Origin of the sequence: Sporosarcina sp. SG10008 (assembly GCF_044569405.1) — a bacterium.
GTDB lineage: Bacteria > Bacillota > Bacilli > Bacillales_A > Planococcaceae > Sporosarcina > Sporosarcina psychrophila.
Window position 1 is genome coordinate 2,050,342 of the sequence record NZ_CP172607.1, and the last position, 21,583, is coordinate 2,071,924.

At 41.3% G+C, this 21,583-nt stretch carries 18 protein-coding genes and 1 other RNA gene; 5 read left to right on the forward strand and 14 right to left on the reverse strand.

Annotated elements, in window-relative coordinates:
* Positions 1 to 105: 105 nt before the first annotated feature.
* The 4 genes from rpoD to ACGLYD_RS09980 all read right to left on the reverse strand — a co-directional run bounded on the left by rpoD (position 106) and on the right by ACGLYD_RS09980 (position 4,798).
* Positions 106 to 1,224, reverse strand: a complete 1,119-nt coding sequence (rpoD, locus tag ACGLYD_RS09965) for an RNA polymerase sigma factor RpoD (RefSeq protein WP_067210248.1) — start codon at positions 1,222 to 1,224, stop codon at positions 106 to 108.
* 34 nt (positions 1,225 to 1,258) lie between these two features.
* Complete coding sequence (dnaG, locus tag ACGLYD_RS09970) at positions 1,259 to 3,073, reverse strand: DNA primase (protein ID WP_067210250.1); 1,815 nt, start codon at positions 3,071 to 3,073, stop codon at positions 1,259 to 1,261.
* A gap of 269 nt (positions 3,074 to 3,342) precedes the next feature.
* A complete protein-coding gene (locus ACGLYD_RS09975) occupies positions 3,343 to 4,158 on the reverse strand; it encodes a pyruvate, water dikinase regulatory protein (RefSeq protein WP_067210252.1) in 816 nt (271 codons plus the stop codon).
* Between the two features lie 10 nt (positions 4,159 to 4,168).
* The gene (locus tag ACGLYD_RS09980) at positions 4,169 to 4,798 is read right to left on the reverse strand and encodes a helix-turn-helix transcriptional regulator (RefSeq protein WP_082786604.1); all 630 of its coding nucleotides are present in this window, start codon (positions 4,796 to 4,798) and stop codon (positions 4,169 to 4,171) included.
* A 443-nt stretch (positions 4,799 to 5,241) separates the two neighbouring features.
* Between ACGLYD_RS09980 and ACGLYD_RS09985 the strand changes: the two genes are divergently transcribed.
* Both ACGLYD_RS09985 and ACGLYD_RS09990 read left to right on the forward strand, forming a co-directional pair.
* On the forward strand, positions 5,242 to 6,621 hold the full coding sequence (locus tag ACGLYD_RS09985) for a glycine--tRNA ligase (RefSeq protein ID WP_187047908.1): 1,380 nt from the start codon (positions 5,242 to 5,244) through the stop codon (positions 6,619 to 6,621).
* A 198-nt stretch (positions 6,622 to 6,819) separates the two neighbouring features.
* Positions 6,820 to 7,377, forward strand: a complete 558-nt coding sequence (locus ACGLYD_RS09990; protein WP_399632769.1) for a YkoF family thiamine/hydroxymethylpyrimidine-binding protein — start codon at positions 6,820 to 6,822, stop codon at positions 7,375 to 7,377.
* 216 nt (positions 7,378 to 7,593) lie between these two features.
* Here the strand turns inward: ACGLYD_RS09990 and ACGLYD_RS09995 are convergent, their stop codons facing one another.
* A complete protein-coding gene (locus ACGLYD_RS09995) occupies positions 7,594 to 8,223 on the reverse strand; it encodes an HD domain-containing protein (protein ID WP_067210263.1) in 630 nt (209 codons plus the stop codon).
* 145 nt (positions 8,224 to 8,368) lie between these two features.
* Between ACGLYD_RS09995 and ACGLYD_RS10000 the strand changes: the two genes are divergently transcribed.
* Complete coding sequence (locus tag ACGLYD_RS10000) at positions 8,369 to 8,578, forward strand: cold-shock protein (RefSeq protein ID WP_067210265.1); 210 nt, start codon at positions 8,369 to 8,371, stop codon at positions 8,576 to 8,578.
* A gap of 40 nt (positions 8,579 to 8,618) precedes the next feature.
* Here ACGLYD_RS10000 and ACGLYD_RS10005 read toward each other — a convergent pair whose 3' ends face one another.
* On the reverse strand, positions 8,619 to 8,807 hold the full coding sequence (locus tag ACGLYD_RS10005) for a zinc-finger domain-containing protein (protein ID WP_067210267.1): 189 nt from the start codon (positions 8,805 to 8,807) through the stop codon (positions 8,619 to 8,621).
* Positions 8,808 to 8,897: 90 nt separating this feature from the next.
* Here ACGLYD_RS10005 and ACGLYD_RS10010 point away from each other — a divergent pair, with 90 nt between their 5' ends.
* Positions 8,898 to 9,287, forward strand: coding sequence for a ribonuclease HI family protein (locus ACGLYD_RS10010; RefSeq protein WP_067210269.1), 390 nt, complete (start codon positions 8,898 to 8,900; stop codon positions 9,285 to 9,287).
* A gap of 25 nt (positions 9,288 to 9,312) precedes the next feature.
* Here the strand turns inward: ACGLYD_RS10010 and ACGLYD_RS10015 are convergent, their stop codons facing one another.
* The 3 genes from ACGLYD_RS10015 to ACGLYD_RS10025 are packed head-to-tail and all read right to left on the reverse strand — an operon-like array spanning position 9,313 to position 14,334.
* Positions 9,313 to 9,903: a metallophosphoesterase family protein gene (locus ACGLYD_RS10015; RefSeq protein WP_187045107.1), complete on the reverse strand. Its 591-nt coding sequence runs from the start codon at positions 9,901 to 9,903 to the stop codon at positions 9,313 to 9,315.
* Between the two features lie 18 nt (positions 9,904 to 9,921).
* Positions 9,922 to 10,743 carry a sulfurtransferase gene (locus tag ACGLYD_RS10020; protein ID WP_187045108.1) on the reverse strand — a complete coding sequence of 274 codons (822 nt, stop codon included), beginning with the start codon at positions 10,741 to 10,743 and terminating at the stop codon, positions 9,922 to 9,924.
* Positions 10,744 to 14,334, reverse strand: coding sequence for a dynamin family protein (locus ACGLYD_RS10025; RefSeq protein ID WP_399632773.1), 3,591 nt, complete (start codon positions 14,332 to 14,334; stop codon positions 10,744 to 10,746).
* A 164-nt stretch (positions 14,335 to 14,498) separates the two neighbouring features.
* On the opposite strand from ACGLYD_RS10025, the gene ACGLYD_RS10030 reads away from it, so the two are divergent.
* Positions 14,499 to 14,954, forward strand: a complete 456-nt coding sequence (locus ACGLYD_RS10030) for a chemotaxis protein CheX (protein WP_067210278.1) — start codon at positions 14,499 to 14,501, stop codon at positions 14,952 to 14,954.
* 61 nt (positions 14,955 to 15,015) lie between these two features.
* On the opposite strand, the gene ACGLYD_RS10035 is transcribed toward ACGLYD_RS10030, so the two are convergent.
* From ACGLYD_RS10035 to gpsB, 5 genes are all read right to left on the reverse strand, one after another.
* Positions 15,016 to 16,515 carry a carboxypeptidase M32 gene (locus ACGLYD_RS10035; RefSeq protein ID WP_304626827.1) on the reverse strand — a complete coding sequence of 500 codons (1,500 nt, stop codon included), beginning with the start codon at positions 16,513 to 16,515 and terminating at the stop codon, positions 15,016 to 15,018.
* Between the two features lie 1,000 nt (positions 16,516 to 17,515).
* The gene (locus tag ACGLYD_RS10040; protein ID WP_067210284.1) at positions 17,516 to 19,426 is read right to left on the reverse strand and encodes an ATP-dependent DNA helicase; all 1,911 of its coding nucleotides are present in this window, start codon (positions 19,424 to 19,426) and stop codon (positions 17,516 to 17,518) included.
* A gap of 63 nt (positions 19,427 to 19,489) precedes the next feature.
* Positions 19,490 to 20,617: a class I SAM-dependent RNA methyltransferase gene (locus ACGLYD_RS10045; RefSeq protein ID WP_067210287.1), complete on the reverse strand. Its 1,128-nt coding sequence runs from the start codon at positions 20,615 to 20,617 to the stop codon at positions 19,490 to 19,492.
* A 170-nt stretch (positions 20,618 to 20,787) separates the two neighbouring features.
* Positions 20,788 to 21,172: RNase P RNA component class B (rnpB, locus tag ACGLYD_RS10050), an RNA gene on the reverse strand.
* Positions 21,173 to 21,220: 48 nt separating this feature from the next.
* Positions 21,221 to 21,517 carry a cell division regulator GpsB gene (gpsB, locus tag ACGLYD_RS10055; protein WP_067210288.1) on the reverse strand — a complete coding sequence of 99 codons (297 nt, stop codon included), beginning with the start codon at positions 21,515 to 21,517 and terminating at the stop codon, positions 21,221 to 21,223.
* Positions 21,518 to 21,583: the final 66 nt, after the last annotated feature.

Here is a 21,583-nt window from a genome sequence, read left to right on the forward strand (position 1 = left end):
TAAATCGCTCCTTGAAAAGTGTAGGTAAATCGGAGAGCGCCAATCAGCTGCCCTGTTGCTTAACAGTGAAAAAAGCATCGGCACAAATTATGCCGATGCCCTTTTTTATTCAAGAAAGTCTTTTAGTCGTTTACTTCTAGATGGGTGACGCAGTTTGCGTAATGCTTTTGCCTCGATTTGACGAATTCGTTCACGGGTTACGCCAAACACTTTACCGACTTCTTCAAGTGTTCTTGTACGACCATCATCAAGACCAAAACGCAGACGAAGCACGTTTTCTTCCCTGTCTGTCAACGTATCGAGTACGTCTTCCAGTTGTTCTTTCAATAACTCATATGCTGCATGATCAGACGGTGACTGAGCCTCTGAGTCTTCTATGAAGTCACCGAGGTGAGAATCATCTTCTTCCCCAATTGGCGTTTCAAGTGATACAGGTTCTTGTGCAATTTTTAGGATTTCACGTACTTTTTCAGCAGTTAAATCCATTTCTTCTCCAATTTCCTCTGGAGATGGTTCACGACCAAGATCCTGTAGTAATTGACGCTGAACACGAATCAACTTATTGATGGTTTCAACCATATGAACTGGAATCCGGATTGTACGGGCTTGGTCCGCGATTGCACGGGTGATTGCCTGACGTATCCACCACGTTGCGTACGTACTGAACTTGAAGCCTTTCGTATGGTCGAATTTCTCGACTGCTTTAATGAGCCCCATGTTTCCTTCTTGAATTAAATCAAGGAACAGCATGCCACGTCCGACATACCGCTTTGCAATACTTACGACTAGACGCAAGTTGGCTTCTGCAAGCCTCTTTTTCGCCTCTTCATCGCCATCCAGGATGCGAATTGCAAGTTCAACTTCCTCCGCACCTGTCAGTAAATCAACACGCCCAATTTCTTTCAAGTACATTCTTACAGGATCGTTGATTTTAACACCTGGTGGGACACTGAGGTCATTCAAATCGAACTTTTCTTCTGCCACTACTTTCCCCTCATCGCCGGCTTCTTCATCGGCTTTGCGGTCCATTTCAATTCCTTGTACTTCAATCAAATCAAGGAATTCTTCGAACTGTTCAGGTTCCATTTCAAACACAGATAACTTCTCAGTTACCTCATCGAGCGTAAGTTCACCTGTTTTCTTTCCGGCCTCCAACAGGTTTGCCTTCACTTCTTCAACAGTCATTTCAATTTCCATATCTTCTGTTTGCTCTTTTTTGCTCATCTTACCCGTTCCTCCTAAGTACACCGGAAAACGACTACAATGTCGTCAATGATTTCCGGAGCTGTATAATTTCCCTGGCCAGCTCCAGCGCCCGGGTATGATCATTTATTTTTTCTGCTTCTTTCGATTCATGGATCTTTGCATGGATTGTCAAACTAATTTTATATTTTTCAAGGTGACTGATACAATCAGCTATTTCTTCCGCAGCGTGTTCAGGATCTCTTTCCACCATTGCAGATTCTAATACAATTTTTCTAAGTTCTCGGTCTTCCAACGATTCCGCAAACCTGTGGAAATCAGGTATTCCGTGTTGTTCATAAAACCCAGCGAGCCGAATGAAGATAGCAACATAATCTTCTCGAACGAACAGGTTTTGCTTGTCCAATCGTATTCGATCAAACAATTCCCCATCACTTAACAGGTGAAAGAGCAACAATCGCTCTGCACGCTCAGTACCGGTCTTCTTTCTGATTGGAACAGTAGGTTGAGGACGCATAGTTTCCCCATGCTTTGGTTCTGTTTTTGCTTTCTTCGCTTGATGTCCCGCCATTTTTATAAACTGCTGATTAATGGCTTCGATTGATACACCAGTCACGGTTGAAAGCTGCCGGAAATAAAGATCCCGCTCTACTGGCGATGAACGCTTCGCTAATTCTTCCAATACTTCATGGATATATTGCAACACATCGTTTTCATAAGATAGGTTCTTTGATCGCTTTGCATATGCCATTATGAATGACATGAATGAATGGGGATTACCGATGACCTTTTCGCGAAATGCATCACCGCCATGCTCTGTGATGTAGTCGTCGGGGTCCATCTTTCCAGGCAACAACGCGATTTTAACATCCAACCCTTTTTGGGTGGCCATGTCTGCGAATCGTTTTGCCGCTTCCCATCCAGCATCATCTCCGTCACAGCAAATGATAAGATCTTTAGCAATTCTTTTTAATTTCAGCAGATGTGTATCTGATAAAGATGTGCCCATTACGGCAACACTATTCGTCACACCAGCACGATCAGCCGATATCGTGTCCATAAATCCTTCAAACAGTATTACTTTACCCGTTTTCCGGACGTTAAGACGTGCATTGTGAAAATTGTACAGAATATGACTCTTTTCGAATATTGGGGTTTCGGGACTATTTAGGTATTTGGCTTCCTGTTTTGAACCGGTAAGTATACGTCCAGAAAATGCTACAACGTTACCATTGTCGTCATGAAGCGGGAACATGATACGTGCTCGAAATCTGTCAAAATAGCCAGTCCCATCGTCTTTCATGATGCAAAGCCCAGCACGTTCCATATCCCTCATATCGAAACTCTTACGCTTTAGTAGACCCGACAGCGCTTCATTATCATTTAGCGACCACCCGATTCCATATTTTTCGATACTCTCTCTCGTAAACCCTCTTTTTTCAAGATATTCTAGTGCTTCTTCACCTTCTACAGTGTTTAGGAGTAGATGACTATAAAAGTTTGCAGCAAGAGCATGCGCTTCAATCATAGATTTAAATTCATTATGCTGCTTTGCTCCGGATCCTTCACCCACTGTAGCATCGATTTCAATACCAGTTCGTTCAGCGAGCTTTACAACGGCTTCGGTGAAAGGGCTATTTTCAATATCCATAATGAAGGTAATCGCATTTCCACTAGCGCCACATCCGAAACAATGGAAGAGTTGTTTATCTTCTGTAACTGAGAAAGAAGGTGAACTTTCATCGTGAAACGGGCAAAGCCCGAACCAGTTCTTTCCTCTTTTTGTAAGTTGCACATATTCTCCAATTAAATCTACAATATCAGTCTTTGATCGGACGGCTTCTATAGTCTCTTCTGGTATTCTCGTCATCCTATCACCAACCACTCTATCAAGATTAAATTCGAGATAGTATTCAAAAACCCTTCATTTTCGACAAAATATTTTCGATTATGCTCGGAATCTTTCATACTACACTAATAGTAAAGCTTTATCTCTATATGAACCTCATATTTCAAAAAAAAATTCTTCATCCGCAAAAGAAGAACCAACCCGTATTAGCGGTCGGTCCTTCTACATCACTGTGTCCTGATTATGAATACCCTTCCACCTCAGGATTAACAGTAACTCCCACTTCTTGCTTACGAATGACGATTCGTAAGCTCACTTAGTATAACATTTGCAGTTTCCTCTACAGCCCGGTTTGTTACATCGATAACATTGCAACCGATTTTCGAGACGACATTATTAAAATGCGTAATTTCAGCTTCAATCCGCTCAACTCGCGCATAATTCGCATCATCTTTTAAACCAAGTGCGATGAGACGTTCTCTGCGGATGAAGTTTAGTTTTTCCGCAGAGATAACAAGTCCGTAACATTTAGCTGGGTCAATCATAAATAGTTCTTCCGGCGGCTCGACTTCAGGTACTAGTGGAACATTCGCCACTTTAAAACGTTTATGTGCAAGGTACTGCGATAAGGGTGTTTTCGACGTTCTTGAAACACCTACTAGAACAATATCTGCTCTCAAAATACCTCGCGGATCCCTACCATCGTCATATTTAACGGCGAATTCAATTGCTTCAATTTTTTTGAAATAATCTTCATCAAGTTGCCGCACAAGTCCAGGTTCTTCTAATGGCTTTTCACCAAGTTCCATACCTATCCGTTCGATAATTGGCCCAAGGAGATCGATGCACTGAATTTCTTTAATTCGACATTCTTGCTTTAGTTTTTGACACATTGCACTTTTCACAAGCGTATAGATAATGATTGCATTTTGCTGTTTCGCTAAATAGACGATTTCATCAAGTTGCGATTCATCCTCTACATGTGAAAACCTTTTAATTAATACGGTTTCTAGCCCTTGTCTGAATTGACTTGCCGCTGCTTTTGCAACAAGGTCGGCCGTTTCACCGACTGAGTCAGAAACGATGAACAAAATTAGCTTCTTCATAGTATCCCCCTCATAATTCGTGATCATCCGCAAGTGATAGGAAGGCTGCAGTAATATTGGTTTTGGTTACCCTACCAACAACTTCAAGCCCTTCCCCATTGTCAACGACAACAGGTAGCGAATCAATTTGCTGGTCTATCATTTTCTTCGCCGCATGAAGGAGCGTATCCTGCTTATCACAATACGTAATATTTGGCATTCTCGTCATAATGACATGGACCGGAATTTTCTCCAATTCATTGTTCCCAAGACTCGTTCTTAGTAAGTCTTTCCTCGAAAGAACTCCGGTAAGAAATGAAGATTGATCGACGACGAATAATGTCCCAACATCTTCTAGGAACATTTGACAAATTGCATCATAAACCGAAATATTTTCTTCCACAACGACCGGAATTGACTGAAAATCACGCACCCTCATGCCGGTCATACTGTCAGCAACTGATTGGGCAGGTCTTTTTCCCGAATAAAAATAGCCTACTCGAGGTCTTGCATCCAAAAAGCCAGCCATTGTTAAAATAGCTAAGTCAGGACGGATTGTAGCCCTCGCTAGCTTAAGCCGCTCCGCGATCTGTTCGCCAGTAATTGGGCCATCTGCTTTAACGATTTCAAAGATTTCCGTCTGACGCTTATTCAGTTCCATATATGTCACCGCCCTAAGCGTTCAATTGTTTATCCTTGATTATTATATACGAAGACGCGAGCTATTGCGAAGAAATCGGAACCATGCTAAACTAAGTTAGAATTGAATAGGCGAAGATAGGTCTATGAGTAATGTCAAATTGAAGCGAGCGGGGATAGTGAAAGCCCGTACCGACATGAAACGGCAACCTGGAGCTAATGCACTATTAAAGAGGGCTGTTCGTCAGCCAATTAGGGTGGAACCGCGGGTAATCATGCACTCGTCCCTGGACATATGTCCAGGGATGGGTGCTTTTTAATTTGTTTCAGCATAAGCCCCCGCTGAACAAAATTAAAGCCTCCGGCGGATGTCACAGATTTTGAGGGGAATTATTTGAGCAAGCTCAATTCAAAATCTGGACGCAAATCCGCCAAGGCGTATTTGATTAATAATTGGAGGGATTTATTATGTCAATGGAACAAGTCGTTAACTTAGCAAAGCAAAGAGGTTTTGTTTTCCCAGGCTCTGATATTTACGGAGGTCTTGCAAATACGTGGGATTATGGCCCACTTGGGATTGAATTAAAAAATAATATCAAAAAAGCTTGGTGGCAGAAATTCATTCAAGAATCGCCGTATAACGTCGGTCTTGACGCGGCTATCCTCATGAACCCGAAAGTATGGGAAGCTTCAGGTCATATCGGAAACTTCAACGATCCGATGATTGACTGTAAAAAATGTAACACACGTCATCGTGCTGACAAACTAATTGAAGATGCACTTGATGCAAAAGGTATCGAAATGGTTGTCGATGGTCTATCTTTCGATAAAATGGCAGAACTTATCAACGAACATAACGTTGTCTGCCCTACTTGTAGCGCTATGGACTATACAGATATTCGTCAGTTCAACTTAATGTTTAAAACATCACAAGGTGTTACAGATTCATCAGCGAATGAAATTTTCCTTCGCCCTGAAACTGCACAAGGTATCTTCGTAAACTTCAAAAACGTACAGCGTTCGATGAGAAAGAAAATGCCATTTGGTATTGGACAAATCGGAAAAAGCTTCCGGAATGAAATTACACCTGGAAACTTCACATTCCGTACGCGTGAGTTCGAACAGATGGAACTTGAATTCTTCTGTAAGCCTGGCGAAGATATGGAATGGTATGCTTTCTGGCGTGAATTCTCAAAACAATGGTTATTGAACCTTGGTTTGACAGAAGGCAATATGCGCTTACGTGAACACGATGAAGACGAACTTTCGCATTACTCAAAAGGAACTGTTGACATCGAGTACAAATTCCCGTTTGGTTGGGGTGAACTATGGGGCATTGCGAACCGTACTGATTTCGATTTGAAACGTCATATGGAACATTCCGGTGAGGATTTCAACTACCTAGACCCTATCACAAACGAGAAATTTGTACCTTATTGTATCGAACCTTCACTTGGTGCGGACCGTGTGACACTTGCGTTCCTATGCGATGCATTTGATGAAGAAGAGCTAGAAGGCGACGACAAACGTACTGTTCTTCGTTTCCACCCAGCGCTTGCACCGGTAAAAGCTGCGATTCTGCCATTATCGAAAAAACTCGCGGAAGGCGCAGATGAAGTCTATGCGGAACTGCGTAAACATTTCAACGTTCAATACGATGATGCACAATCAATCGGTAGACGCTACCGTCGTCAAGATGAAATTGGAACACCATTTTGTATTACGTATGATTTTGATTCCGAAGAAGATCGTCAAGTGACAGTTCGTCACCGCGATTCAATGGAACAAACACGTATGCCTATTTCAGAAGTGAAAGATTATATTGCAAAACAGCTTGAATTTTAATCTATCCTAACGTGAAAAAATTCAGATGAAAGACTAAACCACCTGCCACCAATGAATTTGGTGTCAAGTGGTTTTATTTTATTCAAATTCGTATTTCTAAGGGAATAATTGTATCTATTTTACCACTTTGATACAATAAAAAATAACAGGTACAAATGTCAATTTGACCAATAAGGGGGACGTTGAAATGAAAAAAATTTGATCACTCTCCAATTTTCCATCCATCCAATGACTAACAACTTTATCGAAATCATAAAAGGTGCACTCCAAGGAGTCAACACTTCAAATGTGACAATGTCTACAGACGACGTAGCTTCAACTATGATTGGCGAGCAGGAAGCTGTCTTTGACGCTGTGAAAGCGATGATAATTCACGCCTCAAAAAGTGGAACTCATATAGCATTCAATGGTACGTTTTCCTCGGGATGTCCTTCGGTAGTTCATGAATTCCATGAACCTTCCGAACAAAAATTCCGTATTAATCAAGAATCATACGCTCCATTTCAACAATATGTTTCCGCTAAGTTCAATTTATATCCTTTGGGTCAACCTGATTATATGGATAGTATAGGCTCCGAAATTAGCCGGTTGAAAAACAGTGATTTGTACAATGCGACTTCAAAAAATGGTAGTGGTTTACACGGCGATGTTCACCCAGTATTTTTATTCTTAGAGGATAGTTTTTCAAGTGTTCAGTCACATGTAATCATGACCGTGAATATGAGTGTGAATAGTCCCTCGCATAAGAACGTTTAATTTTAGGTGACAATCGGCCATACATCGAATTTCGATTGACTGATGCACAATGATGAGGACCGTATTTTGGATTAAAAGCAAAGCGTTCTCTAGCGGTGCAATCGGCACTGATCAACTCCAGGCAATCATTGAGAAAGAATTACTAAAACATGCCAACTGACATCATTCAAAAACCCCTTGTCTCTTATTGAACAAGGGGTTACATTTTCATTATCATTAAGAACCGATTTCACGATCTAATTGTTTCAAAAAACCTTCCATATAGTCATGTCGTTGCTCCGCGAGCCGCTTCCCTTCTTCTGTCACCATCAACTCTTTTAACAGCAACAACTTTTCATAGAAATGTGTAACTGATGCCGTTTCCTTGCTACGGTATTCTGTTTCAGACATATTAACACGAACCATCTCGTCTGTATCGTATAGCTTCCTTCCCCTTGCACCGCCGAACGCAAATGTGCGTGCAATCCCAATAGCACCGATTGCATCAAGCCGGTCTGCATCGCGCACAATGGCTCCATCGATGGACGTGATGTCCTTCGCATTACCACCACTGAATGACACGCTTTCAATACACGCTACTACTTTCTTAGTTAATTCATCTTCGAGACCAATTTCCTGTAAAATGTCTAGGATGGATGGGTTGTCATCTGATTTATATTTAGCATCTTCGATATCATGCAACAAAACAGCAAGACGGACAACTTCCTCATTCGCTGAAGGCTCCCGAACCAAGATTTCTTCCGCATTTTTCATTACGCGTTGGATATGAGCGAAATCATGACTTGCATCGAACTTATTGTAAATTCCAATGACTATCTGCATGCATTTTTCAATCGTTTTTATCATATAATCACTCCTATAAAAAGATTTTTTATGTGAAAATGCGTCTGAATATTTAGGCATATCGTTGACGCACAATGTCGATTCATGTATAGTTGATGCATCCATGTATCTAATGGATGGGACATCGAATCGCCGAGGAGGAATATACATGTACCAGGGAAAAGTCAAATGGTTCAGTAATGATAAAGGCTATGGTTTCATCGAAGCGGATGACGGGGAAGATGTGTTTGTCCACTTTACCGGTATTCTATCTGAAGGCTTTAAAACGCTTGATGAAGGACAATCCGTATCCTTCGAAATCATCGAAGGGAATCGCGGTCCTCAGGCAGCGAATGTCTTAAAACTTGGAGATGAATGATCGAACACAAAATCCCGCTGATGCAATTTCCAGCGGGATATTATTTTGTGTTTTTATTCATTTCCTGGCCTAGAAACCGAAGCTGCTCTCCGATCGTACACACGGTAATACAAAACTTATGTGATCCCGACTTCCCTTTGTCTTTTGACAGCTGTGTTTTCAGGAAGCAGCCATCGCAATAGGCATCTAGAATTCCATCTATTTCATTCATAATGATTGTTTTATTCATAATGACTACCCCCAAAAGACACGATTCATATATTCTAATACTATTTGAACACTGGTGCAACAATCCAATTAAATCGAGGTGCTAAATCAAATGATTGAGTTGTACGTAGACGGCGCAAGTGCAGGAAATCCCGGGAAAAGTGGTATTGGAATTTTCATAAAAGGTGAGGGCCATGCAATAAAGTTATCCGAAAAAATCGAACCTACGGATAATCATTCTGCCGAATTCCAAGCACTGTTACGCGGCTTGGAAGAAACATCCAAACTGACGACTGGCATGGTATCAGCTCGTTCTGATTCCCAAATCGTTGTCATGGCCGTGGAAAAGAAATTCGTGAAAAATGAAGCATATAAAGAATACTTGAAAAAAATACTTGAGTTTGCAGACACGTTTGACTTTTTTTTCATCAAATGGATTCCCGATGTAGATAACCGTGCTGCAGACGCACTTGCACGAGAAGCAATTCACAAAAAAGACTGAACAGTTATCTGTTCAGTCTTTTTTGTTAGGCTTTCATAAAAGTAACCGTATTCTCCGATACATTATACAGCGCCCATTCTCGATCAATGACGACTGCCCCTACATTCACGAGGACCTTGTCACCACTTACATCATATGGAATTCCAAATTCAATTGCTTCATTCACACCATTTCGGGATAATTTGGACGTATGACTATGCCCATAAAACACGGGAGATTCATCCACGTCCGCTTGAATAAGCGCCCACGGTTCACCGCCCCATTTCCACTGATGACCATGGATTATTTTAGCCGTCGCAATGTCCAGCATTTCCGGCATAGTGCCCAGTTTTTCTCGAAGCGGATCGTCTGTTTCTGTAATCATCATTATTCGGTCTTCCTGATTGCCGCTAACCGACAAGAATGTTAATAGCTCGGTAAACCCTTCTGGAATGATCATAACGTCTTTAAGTTTCGTAAACTTCTGATCAGTAATATTCTTTTTACTAATTATGCATTCAAACAGATCGCCCGTCCCGACACGGACTGCTTCCGGATACTTCTCCGAAATATCCATGAGTACTTTTTCTAAATCCTCTTTAGAGGAATGTATGTCACCAAGAAGTGCATAATGCATTTATAAGCCTCCTGAAAGTCAATCTTTTTCGACTTTGACACCTTGTTGTGATATCCAGTCGCTATAGCTTCCGACATACAGACGGGCCTTCTCATAGCCATTGTGTTTGAGTAAAGCATATAATGGGGCTGCTGTTACACCGCTACCACAATAAACCGTTACTTCTTCTGCCGGTTCCACCACAGTATGCAATTGCTCTCTTACAGCACCATCCAAATTGAAGGCGCCTCCTTTTTTTAATTGCTCCCAGTCAAAGTTTAGCGCTCCTGGAATCCGTCCAGCGATCGGGTCTATTGGTTCCTTCTCCCCCCGGTATCTCTCTGCTGAGCGGGCATCTAGCAGGACACTCGCTGTTTTTCCAGCCACTGTTTCTTCAACGTGCTCTCTAGGGGCATAGATTGTTTCATCCCACTGAGGAGTAACTGAAGTCCTCAGTGGCTCCGGTGGACGATTATCTAAAGGTAAACCCGCTTCTTTCATTGCCTGGAATCCTTCAAGTGCGATATATGAATTGTTAAATCCAGCATATTGCAATAGCCACCAAGCACGAGTTGCAAAAGGGCTTCCACCGTCATCATAAACGATGATTTGGTCGTCAATTGAAAGTCCACTCGTTCTGAAGAGCTCGGTCAAAGTCGCCTTCTCTGGCATCGGATGTCTTCCTTCCGATTTCGTCATGTCGGACAAATCATGTTCGAGATCCCAGTAAACTGCCCCTGTTACATGGCTTTTTGTGTATTTCTGCTTGCCTTCATCCGCATCTTGCAATGAAAAACGTGTATCTACCCATTTGAATTTAGCATGATCAATATCTTTTATCGAAACAAAAACGGTAGCCAATCAAACCCACTCCTCAGTTTGTAGTTTCTCATATACTGTACGCCATTCGCTTAGTTGTTCCGTTCCTTGAAGAAGTGTTCGCTCAGAGGCAATCTGATTCAAACTCTCTTTCAACAAGTGCTGTCTAAGCCCTTCCGCTTCACTGTCAATCCAACGGTCTGCCCACTTTTCAAGCAGTTCTTTTTCAAGCCCAAGATAGATTGATGCATCTGTCTTCAATAATTCTTCCAGTCGTGCTTTCAAGATATCGCGCTCTCCCTTTTCGAAGAATGCTTTCTGATTTTTGAACAATCGGTTGACACTTCTATATTTATTAGAATCAGTGTATGGAGCTCCGAAAGACAACATATCAGCATCTTGTGGTTCATACGGTGAAGGTGCTATGGAGTTATCTTTTTCATATAACCCCGAAATTTCTAAACGCTGCCGATTTGTCAACTGCTTTTTCATGAAGTTTAGCATCCGTAAATTTGTCACCTTAAGCTCTTGTGTCAAATCAAATCCAATCATCTGCACGGTTTCAGCGAGTGCACCATTCAATGCCCGGTCTGCTGAATTGTTAACGAAAACAGATGGACTGTATGCCTCTTTGAAGAAATCACCAAAACGTAAAAATACACGTTGTAAAATGTAATAGACAAGTTCGCTTAGTTCATCATGAGTCGCTTTTGTTAGCACTTGTGTAAACTTATGTGCGAAATGTTGACGCACTTCTCCTTCAAGTTTGTTCAATTCGTCCAATCTTTCTGCCTTACGAGTTCGATTCGTTTCTGTCCGGCTAATAAGTGACGAGAGTCGTTCAATCGTTTTTAACGCCTCTTCTTCGAGTGCCTGAACAGCAAGTCCTTTTAGATCGTGTTCAAGGAAATGATGGAATTCTTCTTCAAAAGGCGCCATAAATGGATCCATCCGATTATCCACTTTCGCCTCGAGTGCCTGCAAACTTGAAATGCCATGAACTCTAGGATTACGGATACCAAACTTCCGTAGTTCATCCCCTACGAACGTTTTAACTGCTTCCGCCTCTTCCGCGTCAGATGCAAGGTCAATTGCATTGACAACAAAAAACATCTTATCAAGCTCGAAAGCATCCTTCACTCGACCAAGCTGGACTAGGAACTCCCTGTCTGCCCTCGCAAATGCATGATTATAATACGTGATGAAAAGAATCGCATCCGCATTTCGGATATATTCAAATGCAACATCGGTATGACGCGCATTAATGGAGTCGGCCCCTGGTGTGTCAACGAGGGTGATTCCTTTCCTAGTCAATTCACAATCATAGTAGAAGTCAATTGATTCGACGAAACAGCTTCGGTCTTCTTCAGCAACAAATTTAACGAATTCTTCCTGCCCGACCTTAATAATTGTGCCAAGTGCTTCATGATAAAGAGGATACCCTCTCTTGAATGCGGCAATAAATGCTTTATGGATATGGAGACTCTCATCCGTCAATTCTGTATTTAGTGCATCATCTGCTTTTTGAAAAGCATCAGTCAACGATGTTGCGCCAACACCAAGTGCTTCAAAAGAGCGGAAAACATCTTCTGTCATCCGGTCTGTTGTTTTCAATAAAATATCGGCCGTTTTATCTTCTTTTCCCACTGAAATCGGACGTATTCGATTGATGGCTGCAGTAGTTGGATTTGGAGAAACCGGTAAGACATTTTCACCAATTAATGCATTGGAAAAAGATGATTTCCCTGCACTAAACGCACCGAATAGTGCAACAGTGAATTCTTGCCCATCTAGTCGGTCAGCTTTTTTTCGAAGGTAGTCTGCTGTTTCCATAAAACCTGGAATCGCTTCAACCGAATTCGCGATACGAATAGCGTGCTTAACCACTGAATCTGAATCCAAAGTAGCTACTTCTCGCTGAACTTGCTCGACTTCTGCCGTGTGGTCAGAGGTATTCTCTAGGATAAGTACTTCTTCCGCTTCGTTGTATTCGACTAATTGTAGCGTTTTCTGTACTTTCCACTGTTGAAGAAGTGCATTGACTTCCGCAGTCGAGCCTATAATTTCATGTTCGAGATTTGCCAATTGAGCTTCCACTTCACTTACCTGTTGGATTGCATGTAACTTCTCATCCAATCGGTACACTTTTTGTTCAAGAATACCAGCGTTGTCATTCCCCGCTACTAATGCAATTTCGGACATTGCGTGTTTCCAATCCTCGGTCATTCGTCTAAATGTGGCTTGAATCGTTGTTCTCATGCGTTCAGAATAGTTGAGGACGGTGTCGCCAGTTATGGTATCAGATACATTAAACTCTTTTTCTATATCAGAAAATGGGATCGTTAAGTTGATTTCGTCAATCACTAGTGATTGCTCATCCGTTAAAATCCCCGCTTCTTTCAACGATTTTTTCATAAGCGTCTTTAGATGGACTTCAATTTGGGCATGAACAAGTTTGCCCATATTGTCAGCAAGTGCATCTTTCCTTCGTGCCTTTTCTTCCGCCGTCTTTTTCGCACCGAACAAAATACCAACTTTAAATCTAGACGACAGCGATTCCAAATAGTTTTTCAGCAGTTCACGTGTTTCATATGGTGTAATTGCCGCCCCTTGCAATAGGTCATTTCGTTCTTTTTCAAATGTTAAAGAAAATGCATCCCCCGAGAGAAGCTTCAGCATTTTTTTAGATTCTAAAGCCTCTTCTTGAAGCTCAACTTGCTTTGTCCATTCATCTTCTAAAACAATCTCGGAGAATGTGTTTTTTCGTTCCACTATTTCATCAGACAAGAATTGGCTATGCTCATCCTTCAGTTTTACTAACGTCATCTCAGCATTGTCGACGAATCGTTCTTGCCAGTTTTCCATCGACCCATCAACAATCGCTTTCACGGCACTAAAATCATTATGCGGGTGCGTTAAATCTTTCAATGAGGTATAAAAAATCCCTTTCGGTACGACACCCCACATTTTAAATGAATCCTCAACCGATTTTTTGAACTCCACAAATGGTAACTCACTGTCACGGTGTTTATCAATTTGGTTGACAATCAAATAAACGTTATCGTTGTAACGCATCAATTCTTTCGTGAAACGGAAATTCAATTCCGATTGCACATGATTGTAATCCATCGTGTAGAAGACGAGATCCGCGAGATGCAGTGCGGATTCTGTCGAAAGACGATGTGCATCATCCGTTGAGTCCACACCGGGTGTATCCATAACGGTAATTCCTTCTGGTAAATTCGATTCCGTATGACCAATTTCAACGAGTGAAACGGCCGCACCATCCTTACTAAACGACTTAACGGCAGCCGGAAATCCGTGCCCGCCGTATTTCACTGCGGTACCGTCCGTATGATGGATAATAGCAAAATCCGTTTCAGTTTTCCGCACTTTCACAATGTTAGCACTTGTCGGAATCGGGCTTGACGGCAGTAAGTCTTGGCCAGTCAACGCATTGATCATCGACGATTTACCGGCGGAAAAATGACCGGAAAATCCAATCGTATATTCTTTATCTATGAGTTTTTTGGCGAATAACGCCGTTTTCTTAAAGCGGTCTTCATCATCATTTTTTTGAAAAACTAGGCCGTATGTCGCGGCTTGTTGTAATAAGTTATCTAATTCTGGCATTTATCTTTCGATCCCTTCGTCAATTGCTCTTTTTATCATACCATTTATCGGCGTTCGAATTATCAACAAATTTTTCTGTGCATATTTTGTCGTTTTTTGTTTATTCTACCTTTCGTCATGATATAATCGACCTATCGTTATATTTCAGAAAGGCGGAAGCTAAAATGAGCACTTCGAAGAATGTACAAATGATTTTAAATGGGACAATCTCTTCACTATCAACTGTTATTCCGGTCAAATTGGATGTCCTTGCTCCGTCGATTACAGTTCAACCGTATGAACAAAAAGAGATAAGCGTCTTAATTGGACTTGTCGGAGGCATAAAAGGAAGGCTTATCATTGATGCATCTTTAGACGCCATTAATACGATTGGACAAGCAATGTTTGGCATGTCAATCGAAGGTGAAATGATTGAATCATTCACAGGCGAGCTTGGCAATATGGTTGCTGGAAACTTATGTACAATACTCGAAAAAGACGGCCTCATCCTTGATATTTCCCCCCCTACCGTGATGACGGGAACAACGAAATTTTATGGCTTCAAACAGGCATTTAAATTGCCAGTCAAGATCGACGGCGGCGGAATGTTGACTGTCCTATTAACAATTGATGAAAATTAAAGTTCACTAAAAACAGTCCCCTCCCTGGATTATTTCGGGTTCACGGGACTGTTTTTACTTTTTATAAGTTATATAACTTCGTGTATTTTTCAGATAAGTAATCGGCTAAATATTTGGCGTTCAATCCTTCACCTGTCGTATCTTTAATAATTTCAAGTGGCAGTTTCATCTTGCCGTATTTGTGAACATGTTCAGTTAACCAGTCAAGAATCGGGCCAAAATCACCATTTCCACAAAGTTCATCAAAATTAGGTAGGTCTTTTAACATTGCCACTTTCAATTGAGCTGCGTACATATAGCCAAGTGCATATGACGGGAAATAACCGAAGGATCCGCCAGCCCAGTGAACGTCTTGTAAAATACCTTCACCGTTATTTTTTGGACGGATACCCAGGTATTCCTCATATTTATCATTCCAAATTTCAGGAAGGTCTACCACTTCATAATCGCCGTTAAAAATCCCTTTTTCAATTTCATAACGAATCATAATGTGAAGTGGGTACGTCAGTTCATCTGCTTCAATCCGAATAAGCGATGGTTTTGACACATTGATTGCACAAAGGAAATCTTCGAGCGCTACGCCTTCAAACTGTTCAGGTGATTGGCTCTTTAATAAATCAAAATTATACGTCCAAAAGTTTTCATTATGTCCGACAAACTGTTCATAGAATAATGACTGCGATTCATGAATCCCCATCGAAGTACCATCTGCAACTGGTAATCCTTCAAGTTCTAAATCAATATTTTGTTCGTAAAGTGCATGTCCACATTCATGAATTGTTCCAAAAACGGCGGAACGGAAATCATTTTCATCGTACTTCGTCGTAATTCGGACATCCCCTATATTGATGCCTGTGGCAAATGGATGAACGGTTTCATCCAATCGACCTGCATCGAAGTCATAACCAAGTTGCTTCAATATCTCATGACTGAATGCTTTCTGATTTTCTTTCGGAAATTTTTTGAATAAAAATGACGTATCGGGTTGGTTACCTGATTCTGAAATTTTCTTCACAAGTGGCACGATTGTCTCTTTCAATTGGCCGAAAACTTCATCGATGATGTCTGTTGTCATCCCCGGTTCATATTGATCGAGCAATGTATTGTACGGATTTCCATCTTTTTCTCCCCAATAGCCAATGAACTTTTTAGTCGTTGCCACGATTTTCTCAAGATATGGAAGGAACATGTCAAAATCAGCTTTCTCTTTCGCTTCTTCCCATGCTGATTCCGATTGAGAAGTCAGAACGACAAATTCACGGTACTCCTCCGCCGGAATTTTTTTGCTTAAGTCATATTCTTTTTTTACTTCTTCAACTGTTTTCAACAAAATCGGGTTAAGTGTGTCTTTCCTATTGCCTAGTTCCTCGAGATAGCCACCCATTTCCTCTGAGACACTCAATTTAAATAGTTCTGTCGATAATGTACCGACTGCTTCCGATCTTGCCGGAATGCCTTTTTTCGGTGCGCCCGTACGCATATCCCAATACATGATTGAAACGGCTTCTGAGTATGCACTCATTTTCTTTAGCAAAGCTACGAAATTCTCTTCTGTAGACATATCCATTCCCCCTTACTTACTATACTGGTCTTTATTTTAACATAATTCGGGCAACTCATATAGTCTCCTAGTAGGAGATCAGTTTTATTTCAGTAATTAAACTATGCTGAAATAAAACAATTAGCTAATGTCACGTCTGCTGATTAACCATTTTCTTGCATAAAAAGCAGGTAAGAAAGGCTTGAAAAACGCCATTTTAACTTGATCATTTCCGGTCCGCTTTCAGCGAAATAGTCATGACAACTTTACCGAGGGGCGAGTGCGGCTACAACGTTTAAGTGAAAAATACAGCTACTTTTGAAAAAAAGAGTAGATGACTCTTTATAAAGGTTGTAAGTGCACGAAGATACAATTTCGGGCACTCTAGTACTTTGTACTAGGTGTTCCTTGCTTACTTTTAGTAAAGATTACGCGTATTATCATGCGATGTACTATAAGAAAGTGACTCTTCCTTAACTAAAAAAGACAAGACTATGGAGAAGACTTCAGCCGCCAAAATTGTATCTTTGGCGGCTATTATCCAAATAAAAAGTTCCGCTATTCTTTCGTTCCGGTTTAAGCACTTTGCGTACGTATACATTTGGAGAGCGACGGATGAATAAGCACCATACGATTATCGAAAAAGATGTTTAGGGATGCGATGAAGTCACATCCCTAAACATCAAGAAATCTCGATAATCGTATAGAGCCCGTTCAATCCAAAGCGATCCAAATATAATGTACATGAAGCGCCTGCTGTTTGATTAAGTTATTTACGGGTTGTTTTTGGTTAATCAACACATGTGAGTTAATGTAGAACCCCAAATTATATGTGCATGACTGAATCTTTTTTATAGGACCTATTCAGACCCTTAATAAGTGTTTTTTATTTATTGTCCTTCACAACATTTATACATTTCTTGTATAAACAGCACGAGCTGGACAGTCCTAAATAATAGCGTTTCCCTCAGAAATACAAAAAGGCCTCCCAATATTACTAGGAGGGCCTTACAAATTATAATTAAACTGTCATTTTCATTTTAACAGGGAAAATACTTTCAATTTCAGCTTTCATTTCCTGTTCTTTACCTTCTAGTAAAAGATGTACTGTTCCAGAATCGGCTGACGTCCGTATGAGTCGTCCTGCACCTTGGCGTAGCCTTAGTAGCATGAATGGTAAGTCTACTTCACGGAAAGGATCCTTAGCGTGCTGACGTCTCGCGTCGAACAACGGGTCCGATGGTGGTAATGGCAAATCGTAAATAATGACGCGTGTCAATGCATCTTGGGGAATGTCGAGCCCTTCCCATAAGTGATAAGAGCATAAAACAGGTACTTTCTTCTGTTGGAAGTCACGCACGATAGAAGACAATTCTCGTTCACCTTCGAAAGCGATACGGTCTTGCCACTCGCTAGGAACGCGCTCTTTGAAATGGTTCATCGCTCGTTCTGACTTGAAGAGAATCAGTGTTTGCTCTCCATCTTCTAAAAGTTCAAGCGCTCGCTTCGCTTTGCCACCGGCTTCTACATCCGTCGCAAATACTTCCATCACTTCATCATAATCAAATGGAGATTCCACTGAGAATGACAAGTAATCTTGGATACCAAGACCATCTGCCAAATAAGTAAACGTTTCACCGACTGATAATGTAGCGGATGAAAAGACGATTGGCGTGTTGGATGAAAACAGTTTCTCTCTTAAAATGTCCGTCACTAGACGTGGCATGATAACCAGTGTGGATTCGCCTTCGCGACCTTCAAGCCAGTCGACTGCATCATTTTGAGAGGTGAAGAGGTCCATTGAGTAAATGTATTGATCCAGATATTCCTCGACCATTCTCAAATCATATGCCGGAATGATATAGAGTTCACCTTCAAAAACAAATTCTTCAAGAAGCGCATTCGAGATTTTCACAACCTCTTTTCCAATTGCCAGAAGTTCAGGTGTTTTCTCAATCGCTTTCCGTTCATTCTCCGTTGTATCCGCAAGCGCATCGAGTAATTTAAAAAATGCTTCATGCGAATCAATTAGGCGCTCCATCAGTTGAAGTGTCGACTCTCTTATTCCATCGACCATAATTCGTTCAAGCAGATTTAGCAATGTACTATTTTGTACCTCATACGTCAAAGCACGCTGAGCCGAATACTCAAGAAGATGGCCTTCGTCGAAGACAATCATTGACGGTTCTGGTAATAATGGTAATTGTCCCTGTCTTTTACGGGATTCTTTTGTCCAAATATGCTCCATATAAAAATCGTGAGAACAAATAACGAGTTCGACCGATTCGCGATAATGATTTCGGTGAATTGTCTGACCACATCGATTACGAACATCACACGCAGCACATTGCTGGATGGGATGGAAGTTCACTGTTTTCCACTCTTCATCACTTAAATTTGGATAATCCGAACGTTCTCCGTAAGGAAAAATCGATTGCAATGAACCGGAACCGTAAACGAATTCAGGTAGTTCATCTGCCACAACATCAACATAGTCTTCGTCAATCGTATTACCCGCCTCTTCCAATCGTTTCAAGCATAAATATTGGTCACGTGATTTAGCAAGTCGAACATCGATATCAAGACCGAGCGCTTCACTAATTTTCCGGATATCACCGTCTTCTTTTACAAGCTGGTCAATCAGTGTCTCATCCGCACATGAAATGAGAGCCGGTTTGCCAGTATAGCGAGCATAAGCGATTGCAGGAAGTAGATAAGCAATTGTTTTACCTGTCCCTACACCCGCTTCCGCAAAAAGAACTTTCTTTTCTTTCAGTGCTTGTTCAATTTGGAACGCCATATAGATTTGTTCATCACGGCATTCAAATCCTTTTTCAGTCAGTTCATCGTATAACGTATCCCCTATCCAGTCGTTCAGTGACTCATAGAACGATTTATCTTTTGATAACGGGAATGGCATCTTGCTCTTCATCGTTTACCCCTTCCTTATTACATGCAAAAGGAAGAGGAGTTTCCCTCTTCCGCATTCTATCAATTATTGACGTTGGCCCCAGAACTGATACAAATCAGTACGAATAAAACCATTGAATAATTTCCTTTTCTTCGTTGCTCTATGTCCGTACATTTTTTCATAATTTTCCAATGAAGACAACATATAAACAGACCATGATGGATAGTTTTTCATTATACGGCCAAGTTCCTGCGTAATTTCTTCAGCCTCTTCTACCTCACCAAGACGTTCACCGTATGGCGGATTCCCCACCATAACTCCGTTCAAGCCCTCTAACGTCAAGTCCCGCACGTCACATGTTTGGAACTTGATCAAATCCATGAATCCAGCTCCTGCCGCATTCTCTTGTGCCACTTTAATCATTCGGGGATCATAATCAAATCCTGAAATATCAAGTGGTTGGTCGTATTTTGCGAGGTCTTCCGCTTCTTCACGAACTTGATCCCAAATATTTTTATTGATCCATGGCCACTCTTCACTTAAAAATTCACGATTGTATCCAGGTGCAATGTTTTGCCCGATCATCGCAGCTTCAATTGCGATTGTACCTGAACCACAAAACGGGTCAACGAAAGGACGATTTGGATTCCAACGTGACACTTTCACAAGCGCTGCTGCAAGTGTCTCTTTCAACGGTGCATCCCCTTGTGCAAGTCGATATCCGCGTTTATGTAGTCCCGTTCCACTTGAATCGATCGTTAATGTTACTTTATCTTTTAAAATCGATACTTCCAATTTGAATAAAGGACCTGATTCATCAAAGAAACCAATTCGTTTATAAGCAATCTTCAAGCGTTCAACAATCGCTTTTTTTACAATGGCCTGGCAATCAGGCACGCTGTACAAAGTAGATTTCACTGATTTACCCGCAACTGGAAACTCTGCGTCAACTGGCAAAAAACGTTCCCATGGAATCGCTTTTGTCTGTTCAAATAAATCATCGAACGTCGTAGCTTCGAATTCACCTGCAACAATACGAACACGGTCCGCTACTCGGAGCCATAGATTCGTTTTTGCAATCGCCAATTCATCGCCCTGGAAATAAATCTTCCCATTTTCCGAAGTCGTTTTATAACCAAGAGCTTTTACTTCATCTGCCACAAGTGATTCAAGCCCCATTGCAGATGTTGCCACTAGTTTAAATTCAGTCATGCATTTCCAACTCCAATTCTATACCATCAATCATTTCCATGAATTCATCAAGGGTTAACTTTTTATAGTATTGCCAATATAACCATATTTTTTTCACACTTTAATTCTCCAAAAGAAAAGCTCCCCATCTTATTGGAGAGCAATCAATTTAAAAATAATACCATAGGAAATTCGATAAGCCATGTTTTGTTCCCGTGTACTCAAACGGCTCACGCCTCGTACTTAGGGTGGTAATCATCTATCTACAGGTATACACCTGTCTCTTCCTACAGTTCATTTCCCTCGGAAGAGTGCCCCTACCATAGTTTGGGTTTCTCACTCGTGGGGTTTACCGCGTTCCATCTGCCCCGTTTCCGAGACAGCTACGTCACTGTGGCACTGTTCAGGGAACCTCATCCATATCCGAAGACTTAGGATTTATTCCCGCCGTCAACGCGTTATACGCGAAGCCACGGCTTATTCTTTCGCCGAGCACGAACACTACGGTCATCTCAGATCCGTGTGAGCATGGACTTTCCTCTACAACATAGGATGTTGCAGCGATTACCTAAATTCCACTATGATATTTTTAGTATACCGTACTTATGTTTCATTTACAATATATTATTCTTGGTCGAAGAGTTTACTTCCGAAAACATGCTTTTCCAGATTTGAAATTCGCTTCAATATATCAAAGTTCGTTGTTCCAGCACTTCCAGCCGCAGGGCGTTTTTGTGCAGATTCAAGTTCTCTTTGCATGCGTTCATTTTCGGTACGCAATTCTGTAATCGTCTTTTTAAAAGCTTCATAGTCATGAATAATATCATCAAGGAAGAGATCTACTTCTTCCTGATTATAGCCGCGAAGGCCCGTTTTGAATTCCTTCTCAAGAATCGTTTTTGTATCCAATTTAGTGTCCATGAAAAATCGCCCTTCCGTCTCTGTTTACATACCGTTGATTATAACATATATTGTCCGACTTTGTCT